Below are 14,275 nucleotides of genomic sequence, written 5' to 3'. Positions count from 1 at the left end.
TGGCCCACCCCCTCACCTACATAAGACCGGTCTAGTTCGCTTTCCATGCCCTGACCCCACGAGAGGTTTAAATGAATTCGCCCATTCTTCAGCTTTTGGTTCTGGCAGGCATTGCAATATTCCTGATCCTGCGCCTGAAAAATGTGCTTGGTACGCGGGACGGGTTCGAAAAGCCTGCCGTTCCCCGGGAAGCACCAGCAAACACTGATCGTCGCCGCGGGTTCGAAGTGATCGAGGGCGGGCCGGATCATGACATCACCGACAACGTTGATGCCGACAGCAACGCCGCAAAGACGCTTGCCGCGATGAAGCGGGTCGAGCCGTCCTTCTCGGTTGGCGAATTCCTGCAGGGTGCGCGCTATGCCTACGAGATGATCCTCATGGGGTTCGAGCGTGGCGACATGAACAGCATCAAGCCGTTTCTGGCCGATGATGTCCATGAAACCTTTGCCGAAGTCGTGGCCGCCCGTGAAGCACAGGGCCTGACCGTCGAGGCCGAATTCATCGGCATTCGCGAAATGACCCTGAGCAACGCAACCTTCGACAAGGACAGCAATCTTGCCGAAGTGACCGTACGCTTCACCGGCGAGATGACCTCGGTGGTGCGCGACGCGACAGGCGAGGTGGTCGAAGGCAAGCCCAATGAAGTGAAGCGCCAGAAGGACGTCTGGACCTTTGCCCGCGTGCTGGGCACCGACGATCCGAACTGGCAGCTTGTCGCCACGGGCGAATGATCCGGGCGCTTGCAGCCCTGACCTTGGGTTGGTTCGCGATGGCAGCAGATACAGCGCAGTCAGAACCAACCTACCGGGTCCTCGAATTCAGCCAGCTGGACGGCTGGATCGAGGATGACCATGCGAGCGCCTTTCGCACCTTTCTGAATACCTGCGCCGACATGAAGGACCCGGACTGGTCCAGCCTGTGTGCGGTTGCCCAGACAGAGGCGCGGCTGCAGACCAGCGCACGGTCCTTTTTTGAACTGTTTTTCCGCCCGGTCCTGATCGACGATGGCGCGCCCGGCCTTTTCACGGGCTATTTCGAACCGGAACTGAGCGGATCGCTTGCGCCTTCGTCACGCTACCGCTTTCCGGTCTATCGCATGCCGCCAGAGGCCCGGGCCAATCAGCCATGGTTTTCCAGATCCGAGATTGAAACCAACGGCATCATGTCGGGGCGTGGTCTTGAAATCGCCTGGGTCGATGATCCCGTCGAACTGTTCTTTCTGCAAATCCAGGGATCCGGCCGCATCAAGCTGTCGAATGGGCGCAATATTCGCGTTGGCTATGCCGGGGCCAACGGCCACGAATACAGGTCCATCGGTGCCGAGTTGATCCGCCGTGGTACCTTTGAATCGCACCAGGTATCCGCCGAGGTGATCAAGAACTGGGTTCGCCGCAATCCGCAGGAAGGTCTTGACCTTTTGCGGCACAATCCATCCTTCGTCTTCTTCCGCGAGGTCAGCCATGTGCCTGCCGACAAGGGCCCGCTGGGTGCGATGAACCGGTCGGTGACGGATCTGCGCACCATTGCCGTGGATCCGGCTTTCACACCTCTCGGAGCGCCCGTATGGATCGAGAAGGATGGCGAAAATCCGATGCGTCGCCTGATGGTCGCGCAGGACACCGGATCTGCAATCAAGGGTGCCCAGCGCGCCGACATTTTCTTCGGCACCGGGGATGAAGCCGGTCGCGCAGCGGGCCGCCTGAAGGATCCGGGGCGCATGGTCGTGCTTCTGCCGATCCAGCGGGCCTATGCGATGGCCTCGACGGATATGCTGGAATGACACGGCGCCGGCTGCGGCCTGACGAGATCGAACTGTGGCGCAAGATCGCCGACAGCACCGAGAGACTTCACCCGGAGCGTCTGACGCCCGACGCTGCGCGCGCCGATGATGGGCCGCAACGGCCAAAACCCAAGCCGCACAAGATACCAAAGTCGCGATTGCCGGAATTCAGGGTGGGCGACAGGGCCAGGGGGGCGGAACCGTCGCATGATCTTATGCCGCCGCTCGTAGACAGGTTGCGTGGCGCGCCCGTGAACATGGACAGCAAGGCCTATCTGCGGATGAAACGGGGCAAGCTGGTCCCGGAGGGGCGTATCGATCTGCACGGCATGACGATCGACAAGGCGCATCCGGCCTTGACCTCATTCATTCTGCGGGCACAGGCAAGCGGCAAGCGGCTGGTGCTGGTGATCACCGGCAAAGGCCGCGACCGGGACGAGGGTGGCCCCATCCCCGTGCCGCGCGGGATCCTCAAGCATCAGGTCCCGAACTGGCTGTCCACACCGCCCCTTGCGCAAGCGGTTCTGCAGATCACCGAGGCCCATGTGACCCACGGTGGCGGGGGCGCCTATTACGTCTATCTGCGTCGCCACAGATGAGGGAAGCGCCCCAGCGCCCCAGTGCTGAAAACGCAGCTTACAGAACGTAGCGGCTGAGGTCCGTGGACCGCATCAACTCGCCCAGGTTCGTATCGACAAAGGCAGCATCCACGGTCACGCTTTGGCCTGCGCGATCCGGGGCCGTAAAGGACAGCTCTTCGAAGACCCGCTCCATGACGGTATAAAGCCGCCGCGCGCCGATATTCTCGACCGTGTGGTTCACCTCGGCGGCGATCCTGGCAAGCGCGGCGATGCCGTCGTCGGTAAATGTCACACCAACCTCTTCCGTTGCCATCAGCGCGGAATACTGCCGCGTCAGGGCATTCTCGGTCTCGGTCAGGATGCGGACGAAATCGTCTTCGGTCAGCGCACGCAATTCGACACGGATCGGCAAGCGCCCCTGCAGTTCCGGCAGCAGGTCGGATGGCTTGGCAATATGAAAGGCACCCGAGGCTATGAACAGGACATGATCCGTCTTTACGGGGCCGTATTTCGTACTGACGGTCGTGCCTTCGATCAGCGGCAGCAAGTCGCGCTGCACGCCTTCGCGGCTGACATCGGCGCCGCGCGCATCCGAGCGTGCGCAAACCTTGTCGATTTCGTCCAGAAAGACGATCCCGTTCTGCTCGACCGATTGCAGCGCCGCGCGGTTCACCGTTTCATCGTCCAGCAGCTTGTCAGCCTCTTCCCCGATCAGGATTTCATAGCTTTCCGCCACGCTCAGCCGCTTGCGCTGCTTGCGTTGTCCGAAAGCCTTTCCGAACAGGTCACCCAGGTTCATCATGCCCATCTGGTTGCCCGGCTGTCCGGGGATATCCATCATCGGAAACGCTCCGCCGGTGTCAGCCACATCCAGCTCGATGAGCGTATCGTCAAGCTCTCCGGCCTTGAGCTTCTTGCGAAACATCTCGCGCGTACCTTCGCGCGCATCTTCGCCCGCAATTGCCGTGATGACCCTTTCCTCGGCGGCCAGATGCGCCTTGGCGCGCACATCGTCGCGCATCTGTTCCCGCGTCATGGCAATCGCGATGTCCACAAGATCCCGTATGATCTGTTCCACATCGCGGCCAACATATCCGACCTCGGTGAATTTCGTCGCCTCGACCTTGATGAATGGCGCGCGGGCCAATTTGGCAAGGCGGCGGCTGATTTCGGTCTTGCCGACACCGGTCGGCCCGATCATCAGGATATTCTTCGGATAGACCTCGTCACGCAGGTCGTCACCCAATTGCTTGCGACGCCAGCGGTTGCGCAGCGCCACGGCGACGGCGCGCTTTGCGTCCTTCTGGCCGATGATGAACCGGTCCAGTTCGGACACGATCTCGCGGGGGGTCAGGTCTGTCATGTTCGTTTCTCCCGGGATGTCCCGTTACTTTCCGCCCGTTACTTTCCGCCGGTTATTTTCCGATCGTTTCGACCGTCAGGTTCCCATTGGTGTAGACGCATATGTCGGCGGCAATCGACATGGCCTTGCGGGCGATCGCCTCGGCGTCAAGGTCGCTGTCCATGAGGGCGCGCGCTGCGGCAAGCGCATAGTTGCCGCCTGATCCAATGGCGGTCACGTCATGCTCGGGTTCCAGCACATCGCCTGCGCCCGTGATGACGAAGATGTCGCGCCCGTCGCTGACAATCAGCATGGCTTCGAGCTTTTGCAGATACTTGTCCGTACGCCAGTCCTTGGCCAGCTCGACCGAGGCGCGCGCCAGCTGGCCGGGCGTGGCTTCAAGCTTGGCTTCAAGGCGTTCAAGCAGGGTAAAGGCATCGGCGGTCGATCCGGCAAAACCTGCCACCACATCGAACCCACCCGGCGACAACCGCCGCACCTTGCGCGCACTTCCCTTGATGACGGTCTGCCCAAGACTGACCTGCCCATCCCCCGCGATGACCACCTTGCCATCTTTCTTGACACCAATGATCGTGGTGCCGTGCCAGCCGGGAAAGTCTTTGTCTGCCATTGGGGCCTCCGTTCTTCTGTCGATATATGGAACGTGACGCCTTGAGGCACAAGGGCGGGCCTTGCCGAGTGGTCCGGCACGGCATAGCCTTGGGCGTATGACGAGTGCGCGGACCGTGACCTTTTATCTTGATGACGGCCTGCGCGAAAGCGCCGAGGCAGTCGAGCATAATTTCATCGCAAAGGTCTCCTCGGTCCTGCGAAATGCGGGCTTCGATGTCGTCTATCGCGCGAATTCTCAGGCGGCGCGCTTGTCATCGGCCTTGCGGCCCGGATACGCGATGTTCCACATGGACCAGCCAACGCATCCCCGCGCCCTGACGATGCGCCGCGTCTATCATTATCCCTTCTGGCAGATAGAAACGACGACCGAGCGATGGAACTGGGCAGTGGCGAAAACGCCGTTTGACCCCGAAACCGTCGAGCCGAAAGAAGCGCGGCGCTTTCATGGATTCTGGCGTCGCCGTCTGTTTCCGGATGCGCCACCCGTCAGCCTGGAGGGCTTTGTCTATGTGCCGTTGCAGGGCCGTCTGACAGAATGCCGGTCCTTCCAGGCGGCAAGCCCCGTCGAGATGGTCGAGGCTGTTCTTCGTCACGATACCAGCCGGCTGGTCATCGCAACATTCCACCCCGGTGAGACCTATGGCGACGCGGAACGGCAGGCGATCTATTCCCTTGCGGAACGTCACCCAAGGCTGAGCGTCAAGACCGGGTCGATGGAAAGGCTGCTGCCCGGTTGCGACTATGTCGTCACCCAGAATTCATCGGCCGCGTTCAACGGAATCCTGTTCGAAAAGCCCTTCATCCTGTTCGGAAAATCCGATTTTCATCACATCGGGGCGAATGTTCAGGCGCTGGGCCAGTCAGAGGCGTTTCGCACCGTGACGGAACATGTGCCGGACTTTGCGGCCTACCTGTGGTGGTTCTGGCAAGAGATGTCGATAAACGCAGGCCGCGATGAGGCAGAAGCAAAGATTGCTGCCGCCTTTGCGCGTGGCGGCTGGCCGATCTGAGGCGCCGATGAGGCAAAGAAAAAAGGGCGCCACAGAAGGGGCGCCCTTTTTGTCGTCTGATCCGTTTTGGTTCAGATCGCGCTTTCGATCCAGCTTTGCAGCGCTGCCTTGGGTGCGGCGCCTGCGCGGTTCGATACGATCTGGCCGTTCTTGAAGATGAACAGCGCCGGGATGCCCCGCACGCCCATGGCTGCGGCTGCATTCGGGTTGCTGTCCACATCGACCTTGGCGATCTTCACGCGACCTTCAAATTCGGCCGACAGCTCTTCGAGGGCGGGCCCGATCTGCTTGCAGGGGCCGCACCACTCTGCCCAGAAGTCCACGACAACGGGGATATCGGAATTCTTGACTTCGGCGTCGAACGTCTCGTCTGTGACAGCAACAGTCGCCATTGGCTTTCTCCTGTGGGAATGGTTGGCGGCAAACCTATGGACCTCGTGCGTCAGCGTCAAGGGAGGCTGCTGCGTCGCAGCGCCCCCATCACGAGATCGTTCGACAGGGGCATCAACCGTGCCGTCCGCGTCCACAGGATCGCCGTATCGATCTGGCGGTCCGGGTAGATCAGCCGCAGCGCGGCCGCATAGGCCCCCATCTGCCGCAAAATGCCCTCGGGGCAGGTATCGGGCGTGTCGGGGACCACGCCATTGGTCTTGAAATCCACGGCCAGGATGCGATCCGGCTGAATGATCAGCCGGTCGATCAATCCGTGAACCCGTTGCCCCCCAAGTTCCGGCAGGGTTGCCGAAACCGGAATTTCGGCCAGCGTTCCCTTGCCAAACAGGAATGCAAGGTCCGGGTTGCTGAGCACGCTGGTTACCTCGGCCAGCAAGGCGGGAATATCTGCGGCTTCCGCCGCCAGATCACCGCCCGACAGAATGCCATTGCTGCGCAGGGCCCAGTCCGCCGGATCAACCGAAGGCAAGATTTCCAGCAGCAGGTGGATTTGCGATCCGCGCAGCTTTGCGGCCTCTTCGCTCATTCCCGCTTCTCCGGGTAGCGCCTTGGCACCCCCAAGGTCTGATGGGCTGAGCGTTTCGGGTAGTGCCTTCACCTCTGGTGCGGGGCGCGAAAAAAGGCCTTCAAGAACCTGTGCAGGTTTGATTTCCGCTGAGTCCGTCTCTGTTTCCGGCAGATTCCAGTCACCGCTTTCAAGACGCACACCCTGTCCGAAGTCAAAGCCATGATCGACCCCGCCAGAGGCCCGCATGGCGGCTTCGACCCGGTGGAACCAGCTGCTGCCGTCCTTTCCCAGATCGCCTGCGGCGGCGACGATCAGCCATTTTTCGGCGCGGGTCATCGCGACATAGAGCAGGCGGTCGCGCTCGGCCTCCTGCGCTTCGAGCTGCGCTTGCAGTGCAGCGCCGACAGTTGCCGGTGCGTCGTCGCCGGCGGTTTTCCACAACGCCCTGCCCTCATGCACAAGCATCATGTCGCGTATGCTGTTATCCCGGCGCCCGGCATCAGGCAGAATGACGATGGGCGCCTCAAGACCCTTGGCGCCATGCACCGTCATGACCCTGATCCGGTTTCCGGCCGCATCCATCTGCCGCTTGATCTCCAGCTCATCGGTCTCCATCCAGGTCAGAAACCCTGTCAGGCTGGGGATGTTTCCCCGTTCATAGGCAAGCGCCTGCGCCAGAAACGCATCAATGCCGTCTTCGGCCTCCTGCCCCAGACGTCCAAGGATCCGCCGCCTTCCGTCATGACGTGTCAGGATCCTTTCGATCAATTCATAGGGCCGCAGGAAATCGGTCTGATCACGCAGATCATTCAGGATTGTCAGCGTGTCCGGGTGCGTGTCCGCCCGGTTTCTCAAAGCCTCCCAAAGATAGCCTTTTCGACCCTGTGCCAGCGTGAAAAGCTGCTGCTCGCTCCAGCCGAACAAGGGTGATTTCAACGCCACCGCCAGCGAAAGGTCATCTTCCGGCGTTGCCAGGAAAGACAGAAGCGCCGCAAGATCGCGCACCGCCAGTTCGGCCCCGACCTTCAGACGATCCGCACCGGCAACTTCAAGCCCCTTGTCCTTGCAGGCGCGGATCACCTCGCGGAACAGGGACGAGCGGCGCTGAACAAGGATCAGCACATCGCCTTCGCGCACGGGTCGCATCCGGTATGTTCCGGTATTCTCGATCTCGACCGGGATCATCACGCGTTGATCCACCATGCGGCGAATTTCCGACGCGATCCGATCGGCCAGAAGAACCATGTGATCACTTTCGCTGCGCCGGTCCACCGGATCATGCCAGGCGATTTTTTCCGGCGCTGCGGGCTTTTCGATCGCTGGCCACAGATCGACACGCCCGGGCATGGCGTTCTTGAACGCCCGGTGCATCGAGCTTGCAAAGCCTGCACTGTCGCGACCCGTGAACGTCTGATCGACCAGGCGCAGCACCGCATCGGCCGAGCGGAAGGAATATTCAAGCTCCATTGCGGACAGGGGCCGGTTGGTTGGCACAAGCCGCTTGGCAAATTCGGCCTGCATCCTGTCGAACTCTCGGGGGTCGGCACCCTGGAAGGAATAGATCGACTGCTTCTTGTCGCCCACGACAAAGATGGTGCGCGGCACGTCGGCCCTTGCCCCTGCCCCGCTGGTGAATTCCTGTGCCAGCCTTTCGATGACCTGCCATTGCACCGGGCTGGTGTCCTGTGCCTCGTCCACAAGAATATGGTCGATCCCGCCGTCCAGACGGTACAGGACCCAGGCCGCCACCGCCGGATCGGTCAGCAGATCCCGCGCCTTGACGATCAGATCGTCGAAATCCAGCCAGCCCCGAAGCGTTTTCTGACGCTCATAGGCGGGCAGAAAGACGCGCGCAAAACGATGAAGAACAAGGGTCTTTTCCGCTGCCGCCAAGGCAAGGCGCGCCTCGCGGGCCTGTTCCACGCGGGTCATCCAGGCGTTGAGCGCGTCCAGGATATCCGGGATCGTCTTGCGGCAGTCCTTTGATGGAAAAGCCTCTATCTTGGCCCCAAACGGTTTTTTTGCGGATCCGCCATAGAGAAAGATATTCTCAAGCTCGGGCAGCTCGGACAAATCCTGCCCTGTCAGCAAGGCCAGCCGCGCAGCCTGTTTGCAGTCATTCGATCCGCCGGCCAGCATTGCCGGAACCAGTTGGCGCAGGATCTCTGGTTCATCCCCCGTGAAGACGGCCGCGCGCAGCGCTTTGGCATCATATCCGGGCGCAAGATCGAACCAGTCCAGAACAAGATCGCGCGTCACATCGTCCTGAAACGCATCGCGCTGGGCGGTCAGGACGCGGGTCAGGTCGTCAAAGTCACTGCCGGAATAGATGGTCGCCATGTCTTCGACCACGGATGCATCCTTGCCCTCGGCCAGCCGTTGAAGAATCTCGGCCCGCAATTGCCGGGCAGAGTGGTCATCCATCTCGGTGAATTGCGGGGTAACCCGCGCTTCAAGCGGAAACCGACGCAGCAGCGATGCGCAGAAGGAATGGATCGTCTGGATCTTGAGGCCACCCGGCGTCTCGATGGCGCGGGCAAACAGGGTGCGCGCCTGACGCAGCGCATCGGTCTGGATGGGCCCGTCGATACCAAGCTCGCGCAGCGCGTCGCGCAATGCTTCGTCGGTTCGCATGGCCCATCCGCCCAGCCGTTTGAAAAGACGGTTCTGCATCTCGCTGGCGGCGGCCTTGGTGTAGGTCAGGCACAGGATGTGCTGCGGCTCGACCCCGGAAAGAAGCAGTCTTGCCACACGGTCGGTCAGAACCCGGGTTTTCCCCGACCCGGCATTGGCCGACAACCAGGTGGACCCATCCGGGCGCGCGGCCTGAACCTGTCGCTCTGTCGCGTCATCCCGCCTCATGACAGGTCCTCGGGTGTGGCATCCTGGGTCGCATCCCATTCCCCGAAACGGGCGAGCAGGTCATAGTCGCCGGTATCGCCTTCCTTGAACATGGCGCGATGCGCGGTATAGCCCTGATCGGCCTGCAGATAAGCCGAGATCAGCGCAACCAGCTCCTGCCAGACTTTTTCGGGCGTCTCTTCCTCCAGCGGGGCGGGCTGTTCCTTTCGCGCACTTCCGACGCCGATATAGGCTGCCCTGGCGACGGTCGCAGGCGGGATATCCTTGAACGCGCCGCGCGTTGCCAGCGCCGCCTCCAGCAGAAGCTGCTTGTCGAAATACTTCTGTTCATCCAGCGAAGGCAGGGCGCCTGTCTTGTAATCATAGATATGTAGCGCGCCAGCCTCATCGCGGTCAATCCGGTCTGCCTTGACCGTCAGGGTGAACCCTAGCCCGGCAAGATCGGCCGCGCCTTTGCGTTCGAAGGCGATGGGCATCGCCTGTGCGCGCCGCGCCTTTTCGCTGTTGACGAACCAATCCGCGGCGCGGGCAATCCGGGCTTTCCACAGCACACGGACATCAGGCCAAGGGACGTTTTCGGCAAGAACAGTCTCTGCCAGTTGCATCAGATGGTCCTGCGTCAGCGTTTCGGGTGCATCCGTCAAACCCTTGACGAAAGCCTCCAGGATGTCATGCGTCACGATCCCCCGCAGCAGGGCATCGGGTGCCTGCATCAGGCTGTTGAGCGGGCGCAGTTTCAGCACATGACGGGCGTAGATTGCGTAGGGATCACGGATCAGCCGCTTTATTTCGGTCACCGACATCTGCGTGGGTCGCGCGGCGACCGGGGGGCGCGGCGAAGGCCTGAAGGCCGGCGGCACAGGCACGGGCGTTTCAAGCAGCACGACCTTTTCCAGCCATGCGTCGCCCCTGTCCCGCATACCCTTGAGAACATCGGGACCCCTTTGTTCCGGCAGACCATCCAGCAGGTTGACCATCCGGTTCACCCAGCGCGACGCGACCGTTTGCGCATCGTCGGACCGGATCGAACGTGTCAGCCAGACCTCGTTTGCAGCTATGGCCTGTTGGAAATCATGGGCCGACAGACCGATGCGCCGTTCGGGCAGCAACAGACCCGCATCATGGCGCATCTTGCGGTTCAACCAGGGATCTGGGCCCGGCATTTCCGGCCAGCTGCCTTCGTTGAGACCGCCAAGAATGACAAGGTCGGCCCCTTGCACCCGTGCTTCCAGGGTCCCCCAGATCAGGATGTTCGGATGTGGCGCGTCCCGGTCGCGCACCTCGGCCCCGGACAGGATCGCGCCGAACAGATCGGAATAATCATTGGCGTCCATGGAACCGCCATGGCCGGCTTCGCGCGTCAGCATTTCGACCAGTGCCTGCGCCTCGCGTCCGGCCTTTTCCAGCCAGAGGCCGCCGCTGCCTTCGCCGCTGCGTCCCTGTGCGATCCGGGCAGCAAGCTCCAGATGCGCGGTCAGGCGTTCGGACAAGGCCAGCTCATCCGGTAGGGGCTTTTCCGTGAAGCAGGAAACAACCCACTCAACCCAGGCCTTCGCTTCCGGCTGCTTTTGTTTGTCAGCCCAGGCCCGAAGGTCGGCCCCGTTGGGAAAGGGTGGGCCGTTCTGCCTGATATGCAGTTCAAGTTCCCGGCTCAGGCGCAGATGAAGACCACGATCGGCGCCTGAGTGGGTCAGCGGGTGTGACAGCAGCGTGATCAGTGCCTCTGCGGTCAGTTTGCGCTGGAACAGTGCCGCAACATGACGAAGGAACCGGCCGGGTGGTGACAGGTTCAGCGGTTGGCCTGCGCTGTCATCGGGCAAGATGTTCCATCTGTCCAGCGCGGCCGTCACCTGCCGCGTCAGCATTCGGTCCGGTGTGATCAGGGCGGCGACGATCCCGTCCTCTGCGGCTTGCCGCAACCGCATCGCGATCGCCATGGCTTCGGCCCTGAGCGATGGCGCCTCTACCAGCGTCACTTTGGCCATGGCATCGTCAAGCTGCCTCAGGTGCGGCCCTTCCGACAGCCATTGATCGGTAACCGGCGCGGGACGCAGCGCCAGTGACACCAGTGCGTTGCGCGGCGGGCAGGGCGCTGGGCTGTCCGACCAGGGCAGAACATCACCGGGTTCCAGCCCAAGGTCGCGCATCAGAAGGCGAAACCGGAATTGGGGGTGATCCTCGGCTAGCAGCGCATCGTTCAGATCGGTCCAGGCCGACGCGGGCATGTCGAAATCGAAACCCGGCAACACGATCGCGCCCTGCGGCAATTGCGAAACCGCGTTCATCAAAAGGCGTGTCGTGCCGCGCGACCCGGTAGAGCCTGCAACGATCACGGGATGCGCGGGCGGCTCTGCCTGCCAGCGCGCAATCAGGCTTTCGATGACGCGTCTTTGCCGCGTCTCCCGGTCCGGGGCATCGCCGGCACCGTCAAAGAAATGTTGCACGATCCCCAGAAACTGTTGGGCACGCGCCCAATGCCCTGACTGGTCCGACACATCCAGCTGCCTGATGGCATCGGGCCCCACGCCTTCGCCCTGCATCTCGTCCAGCAACCCCGCAAGGCTGTCCGACAGATCATAGAGTGAGGCGCGCGGGGCCAAGTCCGGCTGACTGTCCAGCAGCCTTGCCACCAGTTGCGAGATTTCCAGCCTGCGCCGCAGGGGGGACACCGGCGGATCCATGGTGGCAAGATCCGCGCGATCGCCAAGGTCGGTCACCAGTCTGATTGCGGGCAGAAGAAGCGCCGGCCCCTTGTCGAACAAATCGCGGATACGTCGCGCCATGCGCCTCGTGTTCACGATCAGCTGCACCTGCGCCAGCGCCTCGGGCGGTTTGCCTGCGAAACGGGTCTGCAACCCATGCACCAAGGCTGCCGGGAAATCCGCGCCAGGCGGCAGCCCGAACAGACGGGGCTTTTCGCCAGGATCAAACATCAGGCTGTCCCAACAGTCTTTCGGCCAAGGCTATGCCTTCGGGTCGCCCGACATCGCACCATTGTCCGGGATAGCGCAGCCCGTAAAGGCGCCCCTTCTCCTGCATCCGGTCCCACAGAAGGTTCAGCGAAAAGGCGCGGTCAGGTATGTCCTGCAGCCCATCCGTCCGAATGATCTGCGCACCCCCATAGATCCATCCCGGCCCCCGTGACAGGCGCCCCGCCGCATCAAGAACAAAATCGCCGTTGCCCGAGTGACCCACGGCCATATCCGGGCTTATGCAGACCAGAAGCGCATCCATACGCGCCGGGTCCCATGCCTGCAGGGCCAGGCTGAGGGGGTTTGGCCCTTTCCAGATGGCATCCGTGTTCAGTGTGAACACAGGACCTTCCCCCAGCAACGGCATGGCCTGGCGCAAGCCGCCGCCTGTTTCAAGGATGTCGGGTGTCTCGACCGAGATCTGCACATCGCTACCGGCAAGGTGCGCCTCCAGCATCTCGGCGCGGTAGTGCAGGTTGGCGACCTTCCGCGATATGCCCGCAGCGCCGACAAGCGCAAGCGCGTGGTCGATCAAGGCCTGTCCGGAGACCTGAACAAGGGGTTTGGGCCGATCCGCGGTCAGCGCGCCCATGCGCGTGCCGAAACCTGCCGCAAACAGCATTACGGCTTGGGGGCGGTCGCGCATTTTTCCTTTATCCTTCCAAGGATATCTGTGGTTGGCGTGGGCAGCGCCCCCTTGATCAACCCGGCTACAGGGGCAAGGGCCGGATGTTCCAGATCCCGCATCAGAAGATCCCAGACCCTCGGGATCAGGTCCACGTAATGCGACTTGCCGTTCAGCAGGCAAAGCCTGCCGAAGACGCCAAGAATCCGAAGGTTGCGCTGCGCCCCGAGGACCGCATAGGCAGCCCGGAACGTGGTCTCATCCTGCCCGGTGGCCGCGACATATCGTGCGATCATCCGGTCCTCGATCGCAGGCGGCACATCGCGGCGGGCATCCTGCAGCACCGATACCAGATCATAGGCCGGGTGACCCTTCATCGCGTCCTGAAAATCCAGCAACCCCACGCGTGCAGGTCCGGCCCTTTCGGGCAGCCAGATCAGGTTCTCGGCATGGTAATCCCTTTGGATCAGAACGGGTGTTTCACCGGCATGTTGGGCAAGTATAGGGGCGAAAGCATGGCGGAAAGCCTGTTCCGATGCGGGATCCTCTGACAGGGCACCACCCAGGTACCAACGCCAGGCAAGCGCCGCCATGTTCAGCATGATCGCGGCATCATAAGCCCGCAGGTCGGCAGGCGGCGGTGCGCAGTGCAGATGCACCAGAACATCGGTGGCCGCTTCGTAAAGCGATTGCTCAAGCTCCGGTTCCCGGGGAATGACGCGGGCAAAGAGGTCATCGCCCAGATCTTCCAGCAGCAGGAAACCGTGGCGGTCATCCGTCGCAAGGATCTGCGGCGCGCTCAACCCCAACCCGCAGAGGTAGCGCGCGATACGCACGAAGGGGCGGATATCCTCGCCTTTTTCGGTCGGGGCGTCCATCAGCACGGCACTTTTCCCGTGCAGGTGCAGACGTTCGTAACGCCGGTTTGATGCGTCCCCGGCCAGCGGTTTCCGGCTGGCCCCGGCCCAGTCGGTGCCTGCCACAAAGGCGTCGGCCAGATTGCTGCGGTCAGTCATCGAAAGCTCCCTTCAGGCGCTCTGCCCATTTCCCGCAGGTCCATGTCAACGCGACCTCACGTTCATCCTCGTCCTTGCCTTGTGTGAACGCCAGCCGCAAGGCATTGGCGGGCGTCAGATCGCCAAGGCGATCCGGCCATTCCACCAGACAGATCGCGTTGTCGAATGCTTCGGTCAGGCCAAGCTCGACCACCTCGTCTGGCATGGACAGGCGATACAGGTCCGCATGCCAAATCTCGCAGGTGTCGGCTTCATACATCTGCACAAGGGTGAAGGTCGGCGATGGCACGTCCTCGGGATATTCCATCCGGGACTGGATCAAGCTGCGCGCGAAATGCGTCTTGCCGGCGCCAATGGAACCCTCCAGCAGCAGTACGTCGCCTGGCTGCAGGCGCGCACCAAGGCGCTCTGCGAATGCAGTTGTCTGGTCGGGCGAAGACAGTGTGATCCGGGTGGCAAAAGGCGACATTCGCGCAGAGTAGCGCGCCTG

Annotated in this window: 12 protein-coding genes; 4 read left to right on the top strand and 8 right to left on the bottom strand. The window is 62.1% G+C overall.

Annotated elements, in window-relative coordinates; all coding sequences use genetic code 11:
* Nucleotides 1-71: 71 nt before the first annotated feature.
* Genes ACMUJL_RS12140 through ACMUJL_RS12130 form a run of 3 tightly spaced genes read left to right on the top strand, consistent with a single transcriptional unit; the run spans nt 72 to nt 2,382 of the window.
* Complete coding sequence (locus tag ACMUJL_RS12140; protein ID WP_068288517.1) at nt 72-734, top strand: Tim44/TimA family putative adaptor protein; 663 nt, start codon at nt 72-74, stop codon at nt 732-734.
* Nucleotides 735-772: 38 nt separating this feature from the next.
* Complete coding sequence (locus ACMUJL_RS12135; protein ID WP_375568001.1) at nt 773-1,783, top strand: murein transglycosylase A; 1,011 nt, start codon at nt 773-775, stop codon at nt 1,781-1,783.
* Complete coding sequence (locus ACMUJL_RS12130) at nt 1,780-2,382, top strand: Smr/MutS family protein (RefSeq protein WP_375568003.1); 603 nt, start codon at nt 1,780-1,782, stop codon at nt 2,380-2,382. The genes ACMUJL_RS12135 and ACMUJL_RS12130 overlap by 4 nt, the downstream gene beginning before the upstream one ends.
* A 37-nt stretch (nt 2,383-2,419) precedes the next feature.
* Here ACMUJL_RS12130 and hslU read toward each other — a convergent pair whose 3' ends face one another.
* Both hslU and hslV read right to left on the bottom strand, forming a co-directional pair.
* Nucleotides 2,420-3,727, bottom strand: a complete 1,308-nt coding sequence (gene hslU, locus ACMUJL_RS12125; protein WP_068288511.1) for an ATP-dependent protease ATPase subunit HslU — start codon at nt 3,725-3,727, stop codon at nt 2,420-2,422.
* Between the two features lie 52 nt (nt 3,728-3,779).
* Complete coding sequence (hslV, locus tag ACMUJL_RS12120) at nt 3,780-4,337, bottom strand: ATP-dependent protease subunit HslV (protein WP_375568005.1); 558 nt, start codon at nt 4,335-4,337, stop codon at nt 3,780-3,782.
* Between the two features lie 115 nt (nt 4,338-4,452).
* On the opposite strand from hslV, the gene ACMUJL_RS12115 reads away from it, so the two are divergent.
* Nucleotides 4,453-5,349, top strand: coding sequence for a hypothetical protein (locus tag ACMUJL_RS12115; protein WP_375568007.1), 897 nt, complete (start codon nt 4,453-4,455; stop codon nt 5,347-5,349).
* A 71-nt stretch (nt 5,350-5,420) separates the two neighbouring features.
* Here the strand turns inward: ACMUJL_RS12115 and trxA are convergent, their stop codons facing one another.
* From trxA to tsaE, 6 genes are read right to left on the bottom strand one after another with little or no spacing between them, the layout of a single operon-like run.
* Nucleotides 5,421-5,741 (bottom strand): thioredoxin, encoded by a 321-nt coding sequence (gene trxA, locus ACMUJL_RS12110; RefSeq protein WP_068288499.1) that lies wholly within the window; start codon nt 5,739-5,741, stop codon nt 5,421-5,423.
* Between the two features lie 56 nt (nt 5,742-5,797).
* Nucleotides 5,798-9,172 (bottom strand): double-strand break repair helicase AddA, encoded by a 3,375-nt coding sequence (gene addA, locus ACMUJL_RS12105; RefSeq protein WP_375568009.1) that lies wholly within the window; start codon nt 9,170-9,172, stop codon nt 5,798-5,800.
* Nucleotides 9,169-12,105 (bottom strand): double-strand break repair protein AddB, encoded by a 2,937-nt coding sequence (addB, locus tag ACMUJL_RS12100; RefSeq protein ID WP_375568011.1) that lies wholly within the window; start codon nt 12,103-12,105, stop codon nt 9,169-9,171. Before addB ends, addA begins: the two co-directional genes overlap by 4 nt.
* Nucleotides 12,098-12,790, bottom strand: a complete 693-nt coding sequence (locus ACMUJL_RS12095) for a nucleotidyltransferase family protein (protein WP_068288488.1) — start codon at nt 12,788-12,790, stop codon at nt 12,098-12,100. The genes addB and ACMUJL_RS12095 overlap by 8 nt, the downstream gene beginning before the upstream one ends.
* On the bottom strand, nt 12,766-13,785 hold the full coding sequence (locus tag ACMUJL_RS12090) for an aminoglycoside phosphotransferase family protein (RefSeq protein WP_375568013.1): 1,020 nt from the start codon (nt 13,783-13,785) through the stop codon (nt 12,766-12,768). The genes ACMUJL_RS12095 and ACMUJL_RS12090 overlap by 25 nt, the downstream gene beginning before the upstream one ends.
* Complete coding sequence (gene tsaE / locus ACMUJL_RS12085; RefSeq protein ID WP_068288483.1) at nt 13,778-14,254, bottom strand: tRNA (adenosine(37)-N6)-threonylcarbamoyltransferase complex ATPase subunit type 1 TsaE; 477 nt, start codon at nt 14,252-14,254, stop codon at nt 13,778-13,780. The genes ACMUJL_RS12090 and tsaE overlap by 8 nt, the downstream gene beginning before the upstream one ends.
* Between the last annotated feature and the right edge of the window lie 21 nt (nt 14,255-14,275).

The organism is Seohaeicola sp. (assembly GCF_048006315.1).
GTDB lineage: Bacteria > Pseudomonadota > Alphaproteobacteria > Rhodobacterales > Rhodobacteraceae > Seohaeicola.
Note: the sequence above shows the minus strand (reverse complement) of the source record. Positions and strands in the feature narration are given on the sequence as shown.